15 protein-coding genes are annotated in these 18593 nt (G+C 64.9%); 9 read left to right on the top strand and 6 right to left on the bottom strand.

The window, feature by feature from the left end:
* Positions 1-155: 155 nt before the first annotated feature.
* From ppk1 to KJB29_RS00405, 3 genes are all read right to left on the bottom strand, one after another.
* Positions 156-2342, bottom strand: coding sequence for a polyphosphate kinase 1 (gene ppk1, locus KJB29_RS00395; RefSeq protein WP_215732868.1), 2187 nt, complete (start codon positions 2340-2342; stop codon positions 156-158).
* A 1-nt stretch (position 2343) separates the two neighbouring features.
* Entirely contained in the window at positions 2344-3297 is a 954-nt protein-coding gene (gene corA / locus KJB29_RS00400) for a magnesium/cobalt transporter CorA (protein ID WP_004512719.1), read from the bottom strand.
* 98 nt (positions 3298-3395) lie between these two features.
* Positions 3396-4805, bottom strand: a complete 1410-nt coding sequence (locus KJB29_RS00405; protein WP_215732869.1) for a phosphoglucomutase/phosphomannomutase family protein — start codon at positions 4803-4805, stop codon at positions 3396-3398.
* Between the two features lie 157 nt (positions 4806-4962).
* Between KJB29_RS00405 and KJB29_RS00410 the strand changes: the two genes are divergently transcribed.
* The 4 genes from KJB29_RS00410 to KJB29_RS19160 all read left to right on the top strand — a co-directional run bounded on the left by KJB29_RS00410 (position 4963) and on the right by KJB29_RS19160 (position 7759).
* Entirely contained in the window at positions 4963-5607 is a 645-nt protein-coding gene (locus KJB29_RS00410) for a 50S ribosomal protein L11 methyltransferase (protein ID WP_215732870.1), read from the top strand.
* 37 nt (positions 5608-5644) lie between these two features.
* Positions 5645-6244, top strand: coding sequence for a peptidylprolyl isomerase (locus tag KJB29_RS00415; RefSeq protein ID WP_215732871.1), 600 nt, complete (start codon positions 5645-5647; stop codon positions 6242-6244).
* A gap of 105 nt (positions 6245-6349) precedes the next feature.
* Positions 6350-7177 carry a DUF4139 domain-containing protein gene (locus tag KJB29_RS19155; RefSeq protein ID WP_246560075.1) on the top strand — a complete coding sequence of 276 codons (828 nt, stop codon included), beginning with the start codon at positions 6350-6352 and terminating at the stop codon, positions 7175-7177.
* Between the two features lie 45 nt (positions 7178-7222).
* A complete protein-coding gene (locus tag KJB29_RS19160; RefSeq protein ID WP_246560076.1) occupies positions 7223-7759 on the top strand; it encodes a DUF4139 domain-containing protein in 537 nt (178 codons plus the stop codon).
* 10 nt (positions 7760-7769) lie between these two features.
* Here KJB29_RS19160 and KJB29_RS00425 read toward each other — a convergent pair whose 3' ends face one another.
* The 3 genes from KJB29_RS00425 to KJB29_RS00435 form a co-directional block, all read right to left on the bottom strand.
* A complete protein-coding gene (locus KJB29_RS00425) occupies positions 7770-8900 on the bottom strand; it encodes a hypothetical protein (RefSeq protein WP_215732872.1) in 1131 nt (376 codons plus the stop codon).
* A 106-nt stretch (positions 8901-9006) separates the two neighbouring features.
* Complete coding sequence (locus tag KJB29_RS00430) at positions 9007-9717, bottom strand: cytochrome c biogenesis ResB family protein (RefSeq protein ID WP_215732873.1); 711 nt, start codon at positions 9715-9717, stop codon at positions 9007-9009.
* Between the two features lie 75 nt (positions 9718-9792).
* On the bottom strand, positions 9793-10512 hold the full coding sequence (locus tag KJB29_RS00435; protein WP_215732874.1) for a cytochrome c biogenesis protein: 720 nt from the start codon (positions 10510-10512) through the stop codon (positions 9793-9795).
* 159 nt (positions 10513-10671) lie between these two features.
* On the opposite strand from KJB29_RS00435, the gene KJB29_RS00440 reads away from it, so the two are divergent.
* The 5 genes from KJB29_RS00440 to KJB29_RS00460 all read left to right on the top strand — a co-directional run bounded on the left by KJB29_RS00440 (position 10672) and on the right by KJB29_RS00460 (position 18584).
* Positions 10672-11697, top strand: coding sequence for a hypothetical protein (locus KJB29_RS00440; RefSeq protein WP_004512728.1), 1026 nt, complete (start codon positions 10672-10674; stop codon positions 11695-11697).
* Positions 11698-11828: 131 nt separating this feature from the next.
* Entirely contained in the window at positions 11829-13436 is a 1608-nt protein-coding gene (locus KJB29_RS00445; RefSeq protein WP_004512729.1) for a thiolase family protein, read from the top strand.
* Between the two features lie 14 nt (positions 13437-13450).
* Positions 13451-13756 carry a DUF167 domain-containing protein gene (locus KJB29_RS00450; RefSeq protein WP_187148460.1) on the top strand — a complete coding sequence of 102 codons (306 nt, stop codon included), beginning with the start codon at positions 13451-13453 and terminating at the stop codon, positions 13754-13756.
* 18 nt (positions 13757-13774) lie between these two features.
* Complete coding sequence (locus KJB29_RS00455; protein ID WP_004512731.1) at positions 13775-13999, top strand: DUF3820 family protein; 225 nt, start codon at positions 13775-13777, stop codon at positions 13997-13999.
* 52 nt (positions 14000-14051) lie between these two features.
* Positions 14052-18584, top strand: coding sequence for a glutamate synthase-related protein (locus KJB29_RS00460; protein ID WP_004512732.1), 4533 nt, complete (start codon positions 14052-14054; stop codon positions 18582-18584).
* Positions 18585-18593: the final 9 nt, after the last annotated feature.

Here is an 18593-nt window from a genome sequence, read left to right on the forward strand (position 1 = left end):
AACTGAGCAACAGAGGAATCAACCCGGTTAATTCAATTTGATGCAAAACTTTCCCGGGTGTGTTCAGAAACAGTTTTAACAGGAATTTGTCTCAGAATTTGCTCAGTTGCTCTGTGTTTCAAATGCTTGTTCTGATTATCGCAGGCCCGAGGGAGTTACCGGACAGGACGCCGGACAACTCCCCTGGCCTTTTTCTTTTTGAGGCGCGCACCGGCCTTGCGGCGTTTTTCGGCCAGGGCGATGAGGATCTCGTGGCTTCCCCTCGGGTCGTCCCCTTCCCCCGGCATCCGCTGCACGGAGCTGCCGTCGGGCTGCATCTCCCAGGCGCTCCGCCGGTCGCCGAGTTGCACGTCGAGCATGGCTCGGAGTTCCTTCCGCAGGTCCGGGGCCTCCACCGGTGCGAGGACCTCGACCCGGTATTCCAGGTTCCGCTTCATGGCGTCGGCGGAACCGATGTAGTACTCCTCGTCACCATTGTTGCGGAAGTAGTAGATCCGTGAGTGCTCCAGGAACCGTCCCACCACGCTCACCACCCGCACCGTCTCCGAGAGCCCCGGAACGCCGGGGCGCAGGCGGCAGCTGTCCCGGATGAGGAGGTCGATCCGCACCCCCTTCCGGGCCGAACGGTAGAGGGCTGCCACGATGTCGGCGTCTTCCAGGGCGTTCATTTTGAACTGGATGAGCCCCGGCGTCTTCTCCGAGTGGAGTTCCGCCTCCCGCTCGATCCTGGCCAGAAGCGCCCGCTTCAGGTGCTTCGGCGCCGGCAGCAGTTTCTGATAGTTGCGCCGGGGGGTGTAGCCGGTGGTGAGGTAGTTGAAAAGCTCGGTGGCGTCCTGGCCAATCGCCTCGTCGCTGGTGAGGAGCCCCAGGTCGGAGTAGAGCCGGGCGGTGCCGGGATGGTAGTTGCCGGTGCCGATGTGGACGTAGCGCCGCAGCCCATCGTAATCCTGCCGCACCACGAGGATCACCTTGCAGTGGGTCTTGAGCCCCACCACGCCGTAGGTGACGTGGATCCCCGCCTCCTCCATCCGCTCCGCCAGCCTGATGTTGGCCGCCTCATCGAAGCGGGCTTTCAGCTCCACCGCCACCGCCACCTGCTTGCCGTTGCTCGCCGCGTGCACCAGGCAATCGATGATCCGGCTGTCGGAGGCGGTCCGGTAGAGGGTCATCTTGATGGCCCGCACCTTGGGATCCTCGCTTGCCTCGAAGAGGAAGCGCTCCACCGAGGTGGCGAAGGAGTCGTAGGGGTGCTGGAGGAGAATGGCGCCGGCGTCCCGGATCACGTGAAAGATGTTCCGGTCGGTCATGAGACGGGGGTGGTCGACGGGGTGATGGGGCGGGTCGTGGAGCTCCGGGTAGCCGAGGCCGGCGATCTCGAACAGGTCCCGCAGGGCCAGCATCCCCTCCACCTCGAAGACGTCGGCGGCCTCGTTCAGCTCCAGCTCCGCGGCGAGCATCCCCCGGTGCACCGCCCCCATACCGGTCGCAACCTCCAGCCGCACGATGGGAGCGAAGCGCCGGTCTTGGAGTTCCGACTCGATCATAGAGAGGAGGTCGTCGGCCTGCTCCTCGTTCCGCTCGGTATTGGCGTTGCGGGTGACCCGGAAGAACTCGCAGGCCACCACCTCCATCTCCGGGAAGAGGAGGTCCAGGTTGTGCTGCATCACCTCCTCCAGGGGGACGAACCGGTCCTTGTCACCCACCCGGAGAAAACGGGGAATCCCGGTCCCCACCGGCACCTTGACCCGGGCCAGTGAGGTCTCCCGCTCCCGGAGATAGCGGAGCGTCACAAGAAGGTTCAGGGAGAGGTTGGAGATGAAGGGGAAGGGGTGGGCGGGGTCGATGGACTGGGGGGTGACCAGGGGAAAGATGTTCCGGATGTAATAGTCGCGGAGCCCTTTCCGCTCCCGGGCCGGGATCTCGCTGTAGCCGAGGATCTGGATGCCGGCCGACCGCAGGAGCGTCAGGAGCTCGCCGAAAAGGAGCCGCTTCCGCTCCCCCAGTTCCCGCACCACGGCGTAGCACTCCTCGATCTGCTGCCGGGGGGTGCGACCGTCCACGGTCAGGTTCTGGATGCCCGCCCCCACCTGCTGCTTGAGGCCGCCGATCCGCTTCATGAAAAACTCGTCCAGGTTGCTGCTGACGATGGCGGCAAACTTGACCCGCTCCAGAAGCGGCGTCCGCTCGTCCTCGGCCTCGTGGAGCACCCGGCGGTTGAACGCGAGCCAGGTGAGCTCCCGGTTCAGGTAGAGCTCGGGGGCGGCCAGGTCGCAGACCGACCACTCCCCGCCTGCCGCTGTTTCGGGGGCGGTTTTCTTCGGGGGGGAGGGCTTGCGGGCCATGTTACAGCCACCCCTTCTTCTTGAAGACGTAGAGGGGGAGCACGGCCGAGAGGATGATCAGCGTGAGGGCGAAGGGGTAGCCGAAGACCCATTCCAGTTCGGGCATGTGTTTGTAGTTCATGCCGTAGATGCTGGCGATCATGGTGGGCGGCAGGAAGATCACCGACATGACGGTGAAGATCTTGATGACCTTGTTCTGCTCCACACTCAGGTGGTTGAGGAAGAGGTTCTGGATGTAGTCGAGGCGCTCGAAGTTGAAGTTGGCCGAGATGACGAGGGAGTTCACGTCCTTCATCATCATGCTGAACTCCTTCTTGAGGTTCTCGGAGATGGAAGCGCTCTTCAGGAGCGACGACAGGACCCGGTGCTTGTCGGTCAGGTTCTCCCGGATGGTGATGTTGATGTCTTCGTAGTCGGTGATGTGGGAGAGGTACTCGGTCGGGTTCTCGAAGGTCTGGGGACCGCGCCGGCCAAGGCTGGCGATCCCCCGGGAGAGCGCCTCCAGGGTGTCGGCGTCCATGTCGACCCGCATGGCGAGGATCCCCGACAGGATATCGGCCCCATCCCGAAACGAACGGGGACTGAGGCGCAGCTTGCGGGAAAACTCGGTGAAGATCCGGTGGTCGCTGAAGCGGATGGTGACCACGAACTTCCCCCGGAGAATGAAGGAGACGGTCTCGTTGTGGAACTTTTCCTCCTGGCGCACCAGGAAGTAGGTATTGATGTCGATGCCGCTTTCGTCCTCCCAGAACCGGGAGCTGAACTCGATCTCCTCCGACTCCTGGCGGGTCGGGAGCTCGATCTTCAGGCTCCGCTCCACGGTGGCGAGCTCGTCCGTGGAGGGGGAGAGGAGGTCGAGCCAGATGAGGGAGCTGACATCCAGGTCCACGAGCTCATCGGGCTCAACGGAGACCGTTCTGAATGAATCCTCCGCGCGGAGGTAGGCCTTGATCATGGAACACCATTTCCCAGTTCAAAATCGCGCCGTTGGCGCATCGAAAAAATTGTAGATGGAAGGGGAAGGACGGTCAAGGGAACATTTCCCCCGTAATGTCACAGCCCGGCGATCTCCCGGGCCGCGGCCAGGAGTTCCTCCACCGTCTGCGCATCGCCGGCCTCGCTGTAGAGCCTGAGCACCGGCTCGGTCCCCGACGGACGGATCAGGAGCCAGGAGCCATCCTCAAAAATGAACTTGAAGCCGTCGCGGAAATTCTCCCGTGCCACGTTACGACCCGCAATAGAGGCAATCCCTCCCTGCTTCAGCCGGGCGATGAGGAGCTCCTTGGCGGCGTCGGCGATGGGGAGGTCGATGCGGCGGTAGAAAAAGCGGCCGATCTCGTCCATGGTCTCATCGAGAAGCTGCCGGACCCCCTTGCCGCTCACGGCCATGGCCTCCAGGAGCAGCAACCCCATGAGGATGCCGTCCCGCTCCGGGATGTGCCCCTTGACGCCGAGCCCCCCCGACTCCTCGCCCCCCATGAGGATGTCGTGGTCGAGCATCAGTTCGCAGATGTGCTTGAAGCCGATGGGGGTCTCATGGAGGGGGAGGCCGTACTTCTCCGCCAGGAGGTCCACCATGCGGGTGGTGGAGACGGTCTTCACCACCCCGCCGGTGAGCCCCTTGCGCTCCACCAGGTGCCGGAGGATCACCGTGAAGATCCGGTGAGAGGAGAAGAACTCCCCGGTCTCGTCCACGGCGCCGATCCGGTCGGCGTCGCCGTCCAGGGCAAGGCCGATGCGGTACTGTCCGCTCCCCACGAGGGCCGCCAGCTCCGCCAGGTGTTCGTCGGTGGGCTCAGGGGGCTGTCCGCCGAAGGAGGGGTTCTCCTCGCCGTGAATCTCCCTGACCCCCGGGAGGAGCTCCGGCACGAAGCCGGCGCCGGCACCAAACATGGGGTCCACGACCACGGGGAGGTTCGCCTTCCGGATCGCCTCCAGATCCACATAACGGGCCAGCTGCCGGAAATACCCCCCCTTGGGGTCAAAGGTGGCGACACTCCCGTCAGCCAGGGCTTCGGCCAGAGGGCGGGCCTTGATCTCGCGGTCGGCGGCGTCGTTGGCGGCCACCATCTCCTCCAGGATCTTCGTGGTGGAGGGGCGGGCCGAGCCGCCAAAGGACTCCTTCACCTTGAAGCCGTTGTAAGCGGGGGGGTTGTGGCTTGCGGTGATCATGACGCCGCCGCCGGCCCCCAGCTCGTGGACCGCCCAGGAGACCGCCGGGGTCGGGGCGTAGCCTGCGGTGAGCCAGACCCGGATGCCGTTGCCGGCGGCGATCTCCGCCACCCGCTCGGCAAACTCCCGGGAAAGGAAGCGGCGGTCGTAGCCGATCACGAGCCCCCGGGGAGCGAGTCCTTCGCGGATGAGGTACTCCATGGTGGCCTGGGCCACCCGGGAGAGGTTGTCGAAGGTGAAATCCCGGGCAATAACCCCGCGCCAGCCGTCAGTTCCGAACTTTATCTGCACCGTCTCTCCTCCTGAATGTCAGTTCATGGGTAATCGTACGTAAAACTAGACAATTTTCCGCACTATCGCCCGTCAAGTCAACCTTTTGTTTATTTCTTTCACCGTCGAATTGGGGTATGGTTTTCCCTTCACCACGCCACCGAGGAGGCCCATGCCTATGTACGGACGCATCTTCACCCCCTTTGCCATCGGGGGGTTCACCATCGTGCCGGAGGATCATCCCGTGGACCCGGCAGCGGGCCTCCCCCTCATCATGGGGAAAAAAGGGGCCTTCGGCTCCGGCGAGCACGAGACCACCGCCTCCTGCCTGGAAGAGATGGAGCGAATCCCCGGCATCGCCGGCATGCGCTGCCTCGATCTCGGGAGCGGCACCGGCATCCTGGCCGTGGCCGCCATCCGCCTCGGAGCCGCCAGCGTGGTGGCGGTGGACATCGACCCAAAGGCCGCTGAATCGTGCGCCGCCAACGTGCGCCTCAACGGCATGGAGGGACGGATCTTCTCCGTCTGCGGCGAACTGGCCTCGGTGGGGCGGGAACCCTACGACCTCCTCCTGGCCAACATCTACGCCGACATCCACCTGGCCCTGGCCCACGAGATGGTGGGGCTCGTGCGCCCCGGCGGGTGGCTCATCCTCTCCGGCATTCCGCTCCAGGACAAGTTCGACATCCAGCGCCGCTTCCGGAACCTGGGATGCATTGAGCACGACTGGCAAATCCTGGAGGAGTACGTCACCATCGTCCTGCGCAAACCTGATGCGGAACGCGATGAAATGATTGACGGGAAGGCTGCATCCTCATTATAATTCAGCGGTTTGATTATCGACACGGAGGAGTGACACCATGTTCAAACGGATTATCCTGGCCCTGACAATCTGCGGCCTTTTCAGCGTGCTTCTCATTGCCGGCAATGCCGATGCCGCGGCAAAGGCCGAAAAGGCCAAGAACCCCGTGGTGCTCATGGAGACGACCCTCGGCCCCGTGAAGATCGAGCTCTACCCCGACAAGGCCCCGGTCTCGGTGAAGAACTTTCTCGACTACGTGAACAGCGGCTTCTACAACGGCACCATCTTCCACCGGGTCATCCCCGGCTTCATGGCCCAGGGTGGCGGCTTCACCGCCGACCGGAAGCAGAAGGAAACGAAGGCCCCCATCAAGAACGAAGCCGCTAACGGCCTCAAGAACGACCGGGGGACCATCGCCATGGCCCGCACCATGAACCCTGACAGTGCCACAGCCCAGTTCTTCATCAACGTGGCGAACAACGACGGCCTCAACCGGCCGAACCCGGACGGCTTCGGCTACGCCGTCTTCGGCAAAGTGGTCGAGGGAATGGACGTGGTGGACAAGATCGTTACCACCCCCACCCAGCGCCTCAACATGGTCTTTGCCAACCTCCCGGTGACGCCGGTGGTCATCACGTCGGTGAAGGCCGTCAAATAACGGGGCACGGCAACCCGCACGTTTCACAAGAGGGCGTCCTGACGGGCGCCCTTTTTTGTGGTATATCCTCCTGTGTCCGCAACAAACCATGACGCGAGGTATGCCATGAGACAGCGCTTCCTTCCCCTACTCGCCCTCCTCTCCCTTCTCCTCCCCCTCCCCGCACCCGCCGCCCCCACCGTTTCCACCGTGGCGGACCAGACGGGCATCGCCCTCACCATCTACAACCGGAACCTCGGCCTCGTGAAGGACCGCCGGGAGATCCGCCTCGGCCAGGGAAGCGGCGAGCTCCGTTTCATGGACGTGGCGGCCCAGATCATCCCCACCAGCGTCTCCATTGCGTCCCTCTCCGGCGGGGAACTCCAGGTCCTGGAGCAGAACTACGAGTACGACCTCCTCTCCCCCCAGAAACTCATGGACAAGTACGTGGGGAAAGAGGTGAAGCTCTACCAGAAGAACCCCCACACCGAGCGGGAAGAGGTGGTGACCGCCACGCTCCTCTCCAATAACGGCGGGCCGGTCTACCGCATCGGCGACGAGATCACCTTCGGCCACCCGGGACGCCTCATCTTTCCCGGGGTCCCCGACGACCTCATCGCGCGGCCGACCCTGGTCTGGCTCCTGGAGGGAGCTGCAGTCGAGAAGCGAACCATCGAGGCCTCCTACCTCACCGGCGGCATCTCCTGGCGGGCCGACTACGTGGTGACCCTGAGCGAGAAGGACGACCAGGCGAACCTTGCCGGCTGGGTCACCATCGACAACCGGAGCGGCGCCGCCTACCGCAATGCCACCCTCAAGCTCGTGGCCGGCGACGTGAACCGGGTGCAGGAGCAGTCCACCCGCTTCGCCAAGTCCGTGCGGGCCGAAGCCATGGCACCCGCTCCCCAGTTCCAGGAGGAGGCCTTCTTCGAGTACCACCTCTACACCCTCTAGCGCCCCTCCACCATCAAGGAGAACCAGACCAAGCAGATCAATCTGGTGACCGCCGATGCCGTGCCGGTGAAGAAGGAATTCCTCCTGAAGGGGGAGAGTTTCTACTACCAGAGCCCCGCCGGCGAGGTCGAGAAGCAGAAGGTGGGGGTCTTCGTGGAGATGGAGAACCGGAAGGAGCACAACCTGGGGATGCCGCTCCCCAAGGGGATCGTGCGGGTCTACAAGCGGGATGCCGGGGGAAGCCTCCAGCTCGTGGGGGAGGACACCATCGACCACACCCCGGAGAAGGAGACGGTGCGGGTGAAGCTGGGGGACGCCTTCGACGTGGTGGGGGAACGGAAGCAGACCGAGTGGCGGAAGGTGGCCAGCGACACCTACGAGGCGGCCTTTGAGATAAAACTCCGCAACCACAAGAAAGAGGATGTCACCGTGAAGGTGGTGGAGCCGGTCCCCGGCGACTGGCAGATGCTCTCGTCATCCCACCCCCACGAGAAGGGGGACGCTTTCAGCGCCGTATTCAAGGTTCCGGTGCCCAAGGACGGGGAGGCAACCCTCGTCTACCGGGTGAGGATGCGGTACTGAAAAAAACCTATCAGCGGCAGGAGACCGGTTCGTAGTTACCGTCGTAGACCCCGACGCACTTCATGATGCCGTTGGATGCGGGCCGTCCCCCCGTGAGGCGTGAATTCGCCACGAGGGTGGTGGCGCCCACGTCGGTGAAGAGGGTGGTGAGAGAGGCGTTAACCGAGGTCCCCTCCACGGTCACTGTGCCGGAATAGTAGCTGTAGATGCCGTTTCCAGCCTTGATGGCCGAGTTTCTGACAATGGGGGAGGAGTGGAGGTTGAAGACGCCGAAGGCCGTGTCGCTTCCCCCGGCCATGACGGTCACGTCGGAGATGAGCGGCGCCGCCATGAGGTTATAGATGCCGTAGGCCCCCTTGCCGCCCTCGGCAGTGACGGTCACGTGGGCGATGCGCGGCGCGGCGCTCCCGTTGAAGATGCCGACGATGGTCCCCTCGGTGCCGCTGGCCTGTATGGTGAGGTTCCGCAGTTCGGCCATGGATGCCCCGGCCACTACGCCAGCATCGGCGGCGTTCCCCCGCAGCCGGGTAGTCAGCTCGCCGGAGCCTTCGATGTCCACGTAGGGCTTCATGACCAGGGTGGCGATCCCCATCTCATAGGTGCCGGGCATGATCTTCACCAGGTAGGGTTTATCGGCAGATGCGTCGGTGATTGAATTGAGGGCGTCGATGGGATTCGTGAAGTCGCCGCCGCTCAGGGCTACGGTGACAAGTTCGGCGGGCTTTCTGAGAAGCCCTTCGTGGGTATGGTCGCCGGCGGCAACAGTGCCGGGGCCGGTCCCCACGGGGAGACGGGCCGCGTCGATGGTCCCCTGGACGATGTCGGCGGCGTCGTGGCCGTGACGGCCGATCTTGTGGCCGGCGATTGGCCCGGCGATCTTGGCGTCGGTGACGGCTCCGTCGGCGATCTTCGGCGTGGTCACCGCCCCGAAGCCGAGCTTTTCGTCGGTGACGGCGCCGTCGACGATCTTGCTGTAGGTAATGGCACCGGGGGCGATGGCCCGGTAGGTGACGGCCCCGTCGGCGAGCTTCGGCGCGGTCACCGAGCCGTCATCGATTCCGGCGGCGAAGACCCCGCTCCCCGCTCCCCATGCCGCTATTGCCGTGGCCGTGACAACTGCCGTCCTGATTCCCTGTCCCATCCATATCCTCCCCATGTGTTCCGAAACGGGCCATGCATCCGGCAAAGCCGGATTTTGTCGCCAGGCTGTCCATCTTACCACAACAATCCTTCGCCGCAACGGCTATTTACGCCGTTCGCCGCTCCCGCCGCACCGCCAGGAGCATGACGTTCCCCGCGGTGAAGAGAAGCGCGCCGGCCAGGGCCCACCCCGCGCCCGGTTCCCGGTGGATTTCCACATAGGCGGTTGGGTACGGGAACGGCGCCGCCTGCTTCAGGTAGATGCCGACCCCGTCATGGAACAGGGGGTCGTTGGGCCGCACCGTCACCGGCGTTGATCTTCCCTGCTCCACGACCCGCATCCGGGCCCGGTAATCGAGCGGCATCCCCCGGGGATCGGTTTCCACCTCGATGGCGTCAACCATGACGAAACTCCCGCCGGGAAAGCGGAGGTTGGACCCCTCAAAGAGCTGCATCGCCTGTTTCTCCCCCCCCTTGGCGCTCAGGAGGTGGGCCAGAACGATGAGGAGAAACCCCGCGTGCATGAGCTGGGGTGCCAGGAGAGCCACGAACCCGCTCTTGCCGTAGCGCTTCCGGATCGCCTCCACACTGCACAAAAGCGTGTTCACCGCCATAAGGACCAGGAGGAAGAGGGTTCCCCAGAGCCACCAGGAGGCGGAGAAGGGGGCCGTGCCAAGCCAGGCGAAGAGCGGCATTTCGTTCAGGGACGCTGCGTCCTCTCCACCAAACGACCCTGCTGCCAGAAGGGCCATGACTCCCCCCATGAGCCAGAGACCGAGGGAGAGGGAGGCCAAAAATTCGTAGATTCTCTTGATCATCGCAAAAAACCCGACGTGACCGCAGGGATCACCATTGCAATAACGGGGCCACCGAACACGCCGCGCGGGATACCCTTAGAAACTGTGGGAGCTCTTCATCAGGATGCTCACTCCCAAATAGGTGAAGAGGGCGACCGCGAAGCCGACGATGCCGCTCCAGGCCAGGGCCTTGTCACCCCCCGTCCCCCGGAGCCGCAGATGGAGCCAGAAGGTATAGAATATCCAGAGGATGGAGGTCCAGAACTCCTTCGGGGTCCAGAGCCAGTAGGTACCCCAGGCGAAGTACCCCCAGATCCCCCCCGACACCATGGATGCGGAGAAAAAGGTGTACCCCACCAGCGCGGCCCGGTACTGGAGGTCAAGAATCCGCCGCTCCCCGCCGGCCAGGAAGATGCCCCCGAGGACCGCGCCGATGGCGAAGAGGGCGTAGGAGAAAAAGGCCAGCGCCACGTGGAGCTCGAACCAGAGGGTGCGGAGAACAGGGGGAAGCGGCATGGCGAAGGAGGGAAAGAGCAGGGCCATGAGACCGAAGAGGGCCGCGGCGCACCCCATTCCCCAGGAAAAGAAAGATTGTTGCCGCAGCGCGGGCGACAAGAGGAACGGCAGCGCCATGAGGCCGATGGAGACGGAAAAAAACACGAGGGTGTCGTGGGGCCCCACCAGGGGGAGCCGCCCCAGCTCGATCCCCCGGACTGCCAAGTAGGCCGCGCCGGCCGCGAGCCCCGCCGCAAAGAAGGGGCGGCGGAAGGCGCCGAAGAGGTAAAGTCCTGCTGAAAGGATGAGGAGCCATTTCATAGGTATCGGTCATAACACATTCGCCCGGACAATGAAAGTGACGAGACTGAAACATCCGGCAGAACCGAAAGGGGTGGCAAAGCGGGTACCGTTCTGGTATAACCGGGGCATTTAGAAAGGGATTGAACGTCCAGCCTAAAATCGAATCAGGAGGAAGCGATGAAACGGATCATTCAGTGGATCTGCCTGGCGGCCCTGGCCCTTGCCGCCTTCGGTTGCGCGCACGACCCCTTCAACATCCCCCGGGCAGACTACGAACAGAAGGTGAAGGTTCTCGGCGTGGCTCCCATCTTCATGGACGCCGATTCCGACATCCGGCACCCGGAGAAGGACACCCTCGTTACCCTGGTGCGGGAGTACAACCGGAAGAACGAGAAGGAGCTGGCGGAGATGATCAAGGAATCCGGGGCCTACTTCTCGGTCCGCTTCCTGGATGCCGCCGCCCCCGACGAACTCTACCGCACACTTCTCCTGCGGGCCGAGCGCCGCGACGACGCCGGCGTGGTCTACAACAAGCAGTTCTTCAAGCCCGAGGAAATCAGGACCCTGGTCACCCAGAACAACGTGGACGCGGTGCTCCTGGTGACGGTGAGCGGCCTCACCATGCGGGACCGGATCTTCTCCAGCAACCTGGTCAAATACCTCGATTCCGATTACAACGTCCTCTCCGCCTCCGCCCAGATCCTCGACGCCAACGGCGCCACCCTCTGGGAGTACCCCAACTTCCGGGCCGGCAGCCCCTCCACGCCGGTCCTCGCCGAACTCCAGTACCCCGACTTCGACGAAGGGGCCGCCAACATGGATGAGCGGATCAACGTGAAGTTCAAGACCATCCCCGGACTCACCCGTTACCTGGGGAAAAAGGAGAAAGACCTCCTCTTCCGGGAGCGGAAGGCCACGGTCCCCTACTACCATCTCTTCGACGAGATGGTGGAACTCCTGAAGCCACCCATCAAGCTCTTTGGAGACGAGAAAAAGGGGGGCTCCGCACCGCAACCGGCCTCCTACCAGCCCCAGCCGGCGTCGCAGCCGTCCTACCAGCCTGCACCCCAACCGGCGCCGGCATCCAAGGCGGCACCGGCTCCCGCGGCACAGCCGGTTCCCGCGCCGCAACCGGAATCCGTGGCGGTGCCGGAGCCGACGCCGATCCGCGAAGTCCCTATCGACGCAAAGCCGGTGCAGTAACAGACAACTGGCATGAGCAGCACGAAGCCCGAGCCCGAAAGGTTCGGGCTTTTTGCTGCCGGTTGCTCAACGGCAATCCTCGTTTACACTACAGAGACAGGGTCACAAATCTCCCCGTAAACGGAGCCCCCATGAGACACCCCGAATTCACTCCCCGAAGAGTCTACGTCGCCGCCTCGTACATGGCCCCAGTGGGGCGCTACGACGGCAAGCACCGGGAACAGCTCTCCTTCCTCGACCTGGCCGAAAAGGCCAAGTCGGTCTTCAACGATTCACCGGTGAAACCCCGCGCCATCGAGGCGGTGGTGGTCGGCTCCCAGAGCCCCGTGGCCTTTTCCGGCGTCGACAACACCGCCGCCAAGATCGCCGGGGTCGTGGGGGTCTCGGGGGCCAAGTCGGTCCTCATCGACACCGCCTCCTCCTCGGGCGCCTCGGCCTTCGAGAACGCCTACCTCCAGATCGCCTCGGGCCGCTGCGACCATGTGCTCGCCATCGGCATCCAGAAAATGAGCGACGCCCCCACCACCGAGGCGACCCGCATTGTCGCCGGGGTCATCGACAAAGACGAGGCTGAATTCGGCCTCAGCATGCCCGCCTGTGGGGCACTGGTGGCCCGGGCGCTCATGGAGCGGCACGGCCTCTCCATTGACGAATGGACCGCCTTCTCGGCCCTCCTCACCCAGCGGGCCCACCGCTACGCCGCCAGGAACCCGGACGCGCATTTGAACAGGGAAATCCCCTTGGAGGAGTACTACCGCCAGATCATCAACGGGAAAAACTACCGCTACTGGTGGCCCCTGCGCTACCACGACTTCTGCCCCATGTCCGATGGCGTGGCCGCCGTGATCCTCACCGCCGCCCCCCAGGAGGTGATGGTCTCCGGCGTGGGGAGCGCCACCGATATCCCCACCATCGCCGACCGCAACTACTTCCACTCCTTCCCCGCCACCGTGGCCGCCGCCGCCGAGGCCTACGGCATGGCCGGCATCAGGGACATCCGCGCCTTTGCCGGGAAGATCCACGTGAACATGCACGACCCCTTCAACGGCTTCGGCCCCATCAACATGGTGGATCTCGGCTTCGTCCCCCGGGGGCGCATCCTCGACGCCCTCCTGGACGACGCTTGCACCGGGGAGAACGGCATGTTCCCCACCAACCTCACTGGCGGCCTCAAGGGACGGGGCCACCCCCTGGGGGCCACCGGCATGATCCAGGTGGTGGAGAACCACCGGATGATTCTCGAAGGGCGCTTCCAGGCCGGCGTCTCCCACTCCATCGGCGGCCCCATCAACAACAACATCGTCACCCTCCTGGAGCGGAGCGACCACTACGAGCGCCGTCCCCACGAACCCTACAAGCCGTGGGGGCTCCCCTCCCTGGGCCGGCTCAAGCCGAAGGAAGTGACCGTTGACGCCCTCCTGGCGGAAACCGGCGTCGTGGAAGGGACCTTCGTCACCGCCACCACCCGCTTCGACTACAGGAGCGGCGACCCCGAGGGAATCATCACCATCGTTTCCTGCCGGGCACAAAGCGGCAAAAGTTACCGCTTCCTCTTCGGCATCGCCGGCGAGAACTACCAGCAACTCATCAAGCTCCTCCCCGGCGACCGGATCAGCCTGGAGCGGAGCGACGGCCAGATCCTCCTCAACCGGATGCCGGTGAAGAAGTTCTACCAGCGCACCATCGACGGGCTGGTGGATCTGGCAGGGAGCGGGTGGAAGAGGCTGACGGGGTGGTAACCTGCGCCGGAGGAATGGTGAAGAAACCTTTTTATACATGGGATGGTGATACCCTGGTGCTTAATATCCTCGGCACGCCCAATGCCAAACGGGACGCCATCGGCAAGGTGAAGGGTCACCAGCTCTGTGTTAGTGTGACGGCTATCCCCCGCGCCGGGCGGGCGACCGACCATATGGTACGATTTCTGGCTGACGAATTCGGCGTATCGGTCGGAGATATTCAGGTTGTGTTCGGGCGCATGAATGTCAATAAACAGTTGCGGATCAAGGCGCCGAAACGGTTGCCGCCGCTCATCGGGCAGCAGGAATTTCCTCTCTGATCCCCCATAAAGGAAACAATGGAACAGTATCCTTCCAATGACCACGAACAGCTGCTGGAACTGGCCACCATGCGGATGCCCTTTGGCAAATATCAGGGGCGCCGCCTCATCGATCTGCCGGAGCCCTATGTCGTCTGGTTTGCCGGGCAGGGCTTTCCCGAAGGGAAGCTGGGCACCATGCTGCGCGCCGTCTATGAAATCAAGGTAAACGGGCTCGAATATCTGTTCGACCGGTTGCGGTGACGTTGCCGAGCGGCGACAGAACCGGGCCAAACCACCGCCACGGAGACTCCCCATGACCAACAAGACCATCGACCCCTCCGGCCTCGTCCCCCCCGAGCGGGACGCCTGCGCCATCATCTGCTACATCAACAAGGAGGCGCGGCCGACCCACGGCAACGTCCAGCGGACCATCGAGGCCCTCATCAAGATGGGGCACCGGGCCGGGGAGATCAACGGCGAAGGGGACGGCTGCGGCGTGCTGACCGACATTCCCCGCATGATCTGGCGGGAGGTGCTGGCCGGCGCCGGCCATGACCCGAACCTGGCCGAAATGCCGGGCTTTGCGGTGGGGCATCTGCTGCTCCCCAAAGAGGCCACGGCGGCCGATCCGCAACTGCAGGACAAAATTCTTGCCCGCTTTGCCACGGCCGGGGTCCAGCTTCTGGTGGAGCGCCCCGGCATCGTCCGGAGCGAGGTCCTCTCCAGCCGCGCCCGGGAGGGTGAGCCCCTCTTCTGGCAGGTGGCGCTGCTCTGCCCGGAGAAGGTGGCGGCGCCCGCGCTCCTCTTCGAGCTCCAGACGGCCATCGAGCGGGATTTCCCGGTGCACGTGGCGTCGCTGTCGGCTGACGTTGCCGCCTGGAAGGTCCACGGCTCGCCGGAGATCCTCTCCCGTTACTATCCCGAGCTGAAGCGCCGGGAGTTCCTCTCTTCGGTCACCATCGGCCACAGCCGCTACTCCACCAACACCCTCCCCACGGTGCTCCGGGCCCAGCCCTTCTCGCTCTTGGGGCACAACGGCGAGATCAACACCATCGCCCGGCTCCGGGAGGAGGCCCGGATGATGGGGATACCGCTTTTCGCCGACGGCTCCGACTCCCAGGACCTGAACCGGACCCTGGAAGGGCTCATGTTCCGCTACGGCCTCACTCTCTTCGAGGCCATGGAGGTGGTCTTTCCGCCGATCTTCAGCGCCATGGACGGCATGGCGCCGGAGCTAAAGTCCATGTACACCTGGTTCCGCCGCTTCCTGAAGGCGAGCGCCCAGGGGCCGGCGGCCATCATCGCCCGGCATCGGGAACTCTGTGTCTTCAGCGTGGATGCCATGGGGCTGCGCCCCCTCTGGGTGGGGGAGACGACCAAGGAGATCTTCGCCTCCTCGGAGCTGGGGGTGGTCCCCCACGAGGAGATTTTGGCCGACCCGAAGCCCCTGGCTCCGGGCGAGAAGGTGGGGGTACGGATCGCGGCGGGGCGCACGGTGGAACTCGTGGACCATCCGGCGCTCAGGCAGGAGATCTACCAGAGCTTCCGGAAGCGGACGAACCTTCCGGCCCAGGAGAAGGCCCTTGCCGCCGGCGCTGAGTTGCAAGGTGGGGCCCCCGCGCTTGCGGCCCGCTTTGGGCGAAACAGTAAACTCCACCAGGACAACCTCATGTCGGCCTTTGCCTGGAAATCCAGCGACCTCTCCAATCTCCGGGAGATGGCGAAAAACGGCTCCGACCCCATCGCCTCCCTGGGGTACGACGGCCCCCTGGCCTCCCTCTCCAACCAGCGCCAGAACCTCTCCGACTACTTCAAGGAGCAGGTGGCGGTGGTGACCAACCCCGCCATCGACCGGGAGCGGGAGGCGGAGCACTTCTCCACCCGGGTTTACCTGGGGCCCCGGCCCCAGTTCCGGGGTCCGGCCCGGCCGGGAGTAGCCCTGGAGGTGCCGCTTCTGACCGGCGGCCGCCGCACCGGCACCGATCCGGACGACGTTGCGGTGGCCCGGGAGTTCGGCACCGCCACCCTGGAGGGGCTCGTGGCCGCCTTCGGCGAGGGAAAGGGGCGCTGCCGGGTGATCCCCTGCTTCATGGGAAAAGACGAGCGCCTCGGCGACGCCCTGGCGCGTCTCACGTGCGAAGCGGTGGGAGCGGTGACCCGCGGCGCGACAATGCTCCTCCTGGACGACAGCGACTGTTTCGGGCCGGGAAAGAGCTTCATCGACCCGTTCCTGGTAACGGCGGTCCTCCACAAGGGGCTCAAGGAGACCACCGACTCCGCCGGCGAGAGCCAGCGCCGCCGGGCATCGCTGGTGGTCCGCTCCGGGGCGCTCCGGAGCCTCCATGATCTCATCTTCGCCCTCGGCATGGGTGCCGACGCCCTCTGCCCCTACCTCATGTGGGAAGGGGCCGGCGACACGGCCGGGGTGCGGAACCTCCTCTCGGTCCTCGCCAAGGGGCTCGAAAAGGTCATCTCCACCATGGGGACCCACGAGATCGGCGGCTACGGCAAGTACTTCGCCTCCATCGGCCTCTGTGGGCACCTGGCCGGGATCTTCGAGACCCCCAACTTCTGCGGCTCGGGGCAGGGAGGACTCACCCTGGAGCGGCTGGAGGCCGAGAACCGCTCCCGTTCCGCCGTGGCCCGCAGCCGCCAGAAGCAGCCGGTGCCGGTGCAGTTCCGCCTTTATCCGAAGATCTGGAAGATGGTGGGGGCCGTGGCCAAGATGGAGGAGACCTACGCCGACCTCTCCCGCCTCATCCAGCAGCTAGAAGCGGAGAATCCCCTGGCCATCCGGCATCTGCTGGACCTCCGCTACACCTCGGAGCTGACCGTGGACCCGGACGAGGTGGACACCTCCGTGGGTGACCACACCCTGCCGATTCTCTTCTCGGCCATGAGCTTCGGCTCCCAGGGGGAAACCCCTTTTAGGATCTACGCCGAGGCGGCGAAGCGCCTCAACATCGTCTGCATGAACGGCGAGGGGGGAGAGATCGCCGACATGCTGGGCCAATACCGGAAGAACCGGGGGCAGCAGATCGCCTCGGGGCGCTTCGGGGTAAACATGGCGTTCCTCAACTCCGCCGACTTCCTGGAGATCAAGGTGGGCCAAGGGGCCAAGCCGGGCGAAGGGGGGCATCTCCCCGGCTTCAAGGTGACCGCCAAGATCGCGGCGGCCCGGCACGCCACGCCCGGCGTCTCCCTCATCTCACCCTCCAACAACCACGACATCTACTCCATCGAGGACCTGGCCCAGATCGTGGAGGAGCTCCGGACCGCCAACCCGACGGCCCGCATCTCGGTGAAGGTGCCGGCGGTGGCGGGGATCGGCACCATCGCCCTCGGGGTGGCCAAGGCCGGGGCCGACATCATCACCATCAGCGGCTACGACGGCGGCACCGGCGCGGCCCGCAAGCACGCCATCAAATTCGTGGGGCTCCCGGCGGAGATCGGGGTCTCCGAGGCCCACAAGGCCCTCGTCTCGGCCGGGATGCGGCAGAAGGTCGAAATCTGGGCCGACGGCGGCGCCCGCACCGGCCGCGACGTGGTGAAGCTGATGCTCCTCGGCGCCAACCGGGTCGGCTTCGGCACCATGGCCATGGTGGTCATCGGCTGCACCGCCTGCCGGGGGTGCCACCTCGGCACCTGCCACGTGGGAATCGCCACCCAGATCGAGACCACGGAAGAGGCGGAAGCGAGGGGGCTCAAGCGGTTCGTCCCCCGGGTCCTGGAGAACGGGGTCATTTACATGTGCACCTTCTTCCGGGGGATGAGCCGGGAGATCCGGATCCTCACCGCCAAGCTCGGTTTCCGGCGGACCCGGGACATGGTGGGGCGGAGCGACCTCCTCGGCCAGGCCCGGGGTCTCGACCGCCTCGACCTGGCGGAGCTACTTCGCCCGGCCCAATCGGCGGAAGCCTCCTCCTTCGAGCCCGAGGTGCGCATCATCCGCAAGCCCCTCAACTATCTCACATCCCTCATCTCCGGGCTCGTGACCGACGCCTTTGCCGCGGGGGAGGAGCGGGTCCGCTACGACGACGACAACGCCACCAGCTCCGACCGGGCCATCGGCACCCATCTGGCCGGCGCCTACGTGCGGGGGATGGCCGAGGGACGCTTCCGCCCCGAACAGAACGCCCTCCTCCAGTTCCACCGGGATGCCATCCCGGGCAACGGCCTTGCCGCCTTCTCCATCAACCGGATCAACATCCTGGTGGAGGGGGGGGCCCAGGACGGGGTCGGGAAGTGCGCCTCCGGCGGAAAAATCGTCATCCTCAAGGGGGAGAACCGGGAAGGGCGCCGGGTGGGGGGAACCGTGGGCAAGGGGCTCGCCTACGGCGCCCAGGGGGGAACCTTCCTCATCCAGGGGGATGCCGACAGCCGGGCCTGCATCCGCCTCTCCGGGGCCGACGTGGTCTTCGGTTCCCGCATCCGGGAACCCCTGGACGACTCCCGGGGAGACACGGCCTGCCGGGCAAATCTCAAGGGGTTCGCCTTCGAGTACATGACCGCGGGGCGCGTGGTTGTCCTCGGCGATCCCGGCCCCTGGATCTGCTCCGGCATGACCGGCGGCGTGGTCTACTGTCGCCTGGACGGGGCCATGGGGCTCGACCGCGAGGCCCTGCGCCGGCGCCTGGCCCGGGGAGCCGGGGTGGAAATCCGCGACATCGGGGAGGAGGATGTGGCGGCCATCGGTGAACTGCTGCTCAAATACCACCGGGAGCTCCTCCACTCCCACCAGGAGGAGGAAGCCGACGCCGTGGAGAGAATCATTGCCGCGGCCCGGAGCGGCTTTGTGAAGATCGTGCCGGAAAAAAATATTGTTACCCCCCGGAGTACGGAGTGATACAATCCG

This window comes from Geobacter grbiciae (assembly GCF_018531165.1).
GTDB lineage: Bacteria > Desulfobacterota > Desulfuromonadia > Geobacterales > Geobacteraceae > Geobacter > Geobacter metallireducens.

What these genes read in the sequence shown, in the direction of transcription:
- KJB29_RS00450 (WP_187148460.1), top strand. Translation starts at nt 13,451, where the DNA reads ATGGTGAAGAAACCTTTTTATACATGGGATGGTGATACCCTGGTGCTT.
- KJB29_RS00425 (WP_215732872.1), bottom strand. Translation starts at nt 8,900, where the DNA reads ATGGGACAGGGAATCAGGACGGCAGTTGTCACGGCCACGGCAATAGCG.
- KJB29_RS00430 (WP_215732873.1), bottom strand. Translation starts at nt 9,717, where the DNA reads ATGATCAAGAGAATCTACGAATTTTTGGCCTCCCTCTCCCTCGGTCTC.
- KJB29_RS00445 (WP_004512729.1), top strand. Translation starts at nt 11,829, where the DNA reads ATGAGACACCCCGAATTCACTCCCCGAAGAGTCTACGTCGCCGCCTCG.
- KJB29_RS00460 (WP_004512732.1), top strand. Translation starts at nt 14,052, where the DNA reads ATGACCAACAAGACCATCGACCCCTCCGGCCTCGTCCCCCCCGAGCGG.
- corA (WP_004512719.1), bottom strand. Translation starts at nt 3,297, where the DNA reads ATGATCAAGGCCTACCTCCGCGCGGAGGATTCATTCAGAACGGTCTCC.
- KJB29_RS00415 (WP_215732871.1), top strand. Translation starts at nt 5,645, where the DNA reads ATGTTCAAACGGATTATCCTGGCCCTGACAATCTGCGGCCTTTTCAGC.
- KJB29_RS00455 (WP_004512731.1), top strand. Translation starts at nt 13,775, where the DNA reads ATGGAACAGTATCCTTCCAATGACCACGAACAGCTGCTGGAACTGGCC.
- KJB29_RS00440 (WP_004512728.1), top strand. Translation starts at nt 10,672, where the DNA reads ATGAAACGGATCATTCAGTGGATCTGCCTGGCGGCCCTGGCCCTTGCC.
- KJB29_RS19155 (WP_246560075.1), top strand. Translation starts at nt 6,350, where the DNA reads ATGAGACAGCGCTTCCTTCCCCTACTCGCCCTCCTCTCCCTTCTCCTC.
- ppk1 (WP_215732868.1), bottom strand. Translation starts at nt 2,342, where the DNA reads ATGGCCCGCAAGCCCTCCCCCCCGAAGAAAACCGCCCCCGAAACAGCG.
- KJB29_RS00410 (WP_215732870.1), top strand. Translation starts at nt 4,963, where the DNA reads ATGTACGGACGCATCTTCACCCCCTTTGCCATCGGGGGGTTCACCATC.
- KJB29_RS00435 (WP_215732874.1), bottom strand. Translation starts at nt 10,512, where the DNA reads ATGAAATGGCTCCTCATCCTTTCAGCAGGACTTTACCTCTTCGGCGCC.